Below are 1472 nucleotides of genomic sequence, written 5' to 3'. Positions count from 1 at the left end.
GCGCCAAGGTGCTGAATTGACTACAAATCTACTGGCTTTAAACTCAGATGTAAACGGATAGTTCGAAACTCAACCATAGACAATAAAACGCACTTGGCTAAGAAGCGAAATGAGCTGAAATTGGAGCCATTCGATTAGCCAGAATGACAAAGAATTCGAACGAGAAACCTGACGACAAAGTGCGCTGAAACCACAATTTTCAATGAAGCTTCCACGAAAAAGAAGCCGCGCAAAATGAACTTGAGCCAGCGAAACTTACTAACGAGGAGACTTGCGTGACGTTGCAGCTAATTAGCCGACAAACTTTCTACGTGCGATGGGCATTTTGATGGCATTTTTCACGAAACGAACAGGTGTGTAGCTCGAACGCAGAACAAAGATAAACGGATAATTTAACCCTTTGAATCTTATGCAATATAACGCCGCGTTAAGTGGTGAGCAACGCTACCACTTAACTTTAACTACTGTGCCTTAAACACAAAACCCAACGTTGGACTGAAAATGCCAAGCGTTGGGAATCTGTCTTAAACGCTTTGTTATGCAACTTTTTCAAAGGATTAGAAAATACTAACTGTTTGCTTTAATGAATTCCGCAACTTCGATTTCTTTCGATTTAGAGAATATCCAACCTTTCAAAGTTCGGTTCCATTTACCTCCAAGATCTTTAATGCCTTGCTTGATATCGCTCGTGTCACCTTTAACAAGGAAAGACTTAACTTCACCGTCTTTATTTTCGTAGTCTTCCATGAAAACTTTACCCGACTTCATGATCTTTTTAACCACCTTAACCTTTTCTTTTACTTCAGCTTCAGTTGGTATTTTTGTTACTTGGTTAGTAAGCAAGTTATGTACATTTGTATTAATTTGACTTAGCAATTGCTCTTTAAAGTCTACAATATCTCTATACGAACCTGTTAAACCAACCTTTTGCATTTTCTTTTGAAAATCTCTTAAAGCCTTCAGTTGATCGATATCAATGCTGTTGATATCTACTTGCTGAGAAGAGAAATACAGCATTACAGGTTTATCATTTTTGATGAACCATTCAATTTCTTCAACTGTACCACTTTCGCTAACACCTGTTGGAGAGCCTAGGCGAGTCCAGAAAACACCAATCAACATATCACAACCATCAACAACTTGATCGTTAATAACTCCCTGAGCACGGTTACCTAATAGAGGAGCTGAGTGGCTCTCCCAGCCAACAGCCATTAACATTACGTTTTGCCTTTCAGCATTCATGCTATTCCATTTTGTAATAGTCTCAGCAATAGCATTTCGCTCTTCTGCAACATCACCGGGGCTTGCAATTAAAACCTTATAAACCTTTGCATCAAAAGACATTTTGATTTCCTTTCTACATATTTATTAGATTTATATAAGGGCGCAACGGGAAGCGATCAAGTGGTTGAAGTAAATTTAGTTGCATAACGCCCAATTAAGGTGCGACAACGCTATGACACCCAAGCTAA

At 38.9% G+C, this 1472-nt stretch carries 1 protein-coding gene; it reads right to left on the bottom strand.

The features are described 5' to 3' along the window. Window positions 1–567: 567 nt before the first annotated feature. Window positions 568–1344: a hypothetical protein gene (locus tag FCV43_RS00220; RefSeq protein ID WP_136993679.1), complete on the bottom strand. Its 777-nt coding sequence runs from the start codon at window positions 1342–1344 to the stop codon at window positions 568–570. Window positions 1345–1472 lie beyond the last annotated feature (128 nt).

Origin of the sequence: Vibrio genomosp. F6 (assembly GCF_005146325.1) — a bacterium.
GTDB classification, from domain to species: Bacteria; Pseudomonadota; Gammaproteobacteria; order Enterobacterales; family Vibrionaceae; genus Vibrio; species Vibrio cortegadensis.
This window is presented reverse-complemented; position numbering and strand designations above follow the sequence as displayed.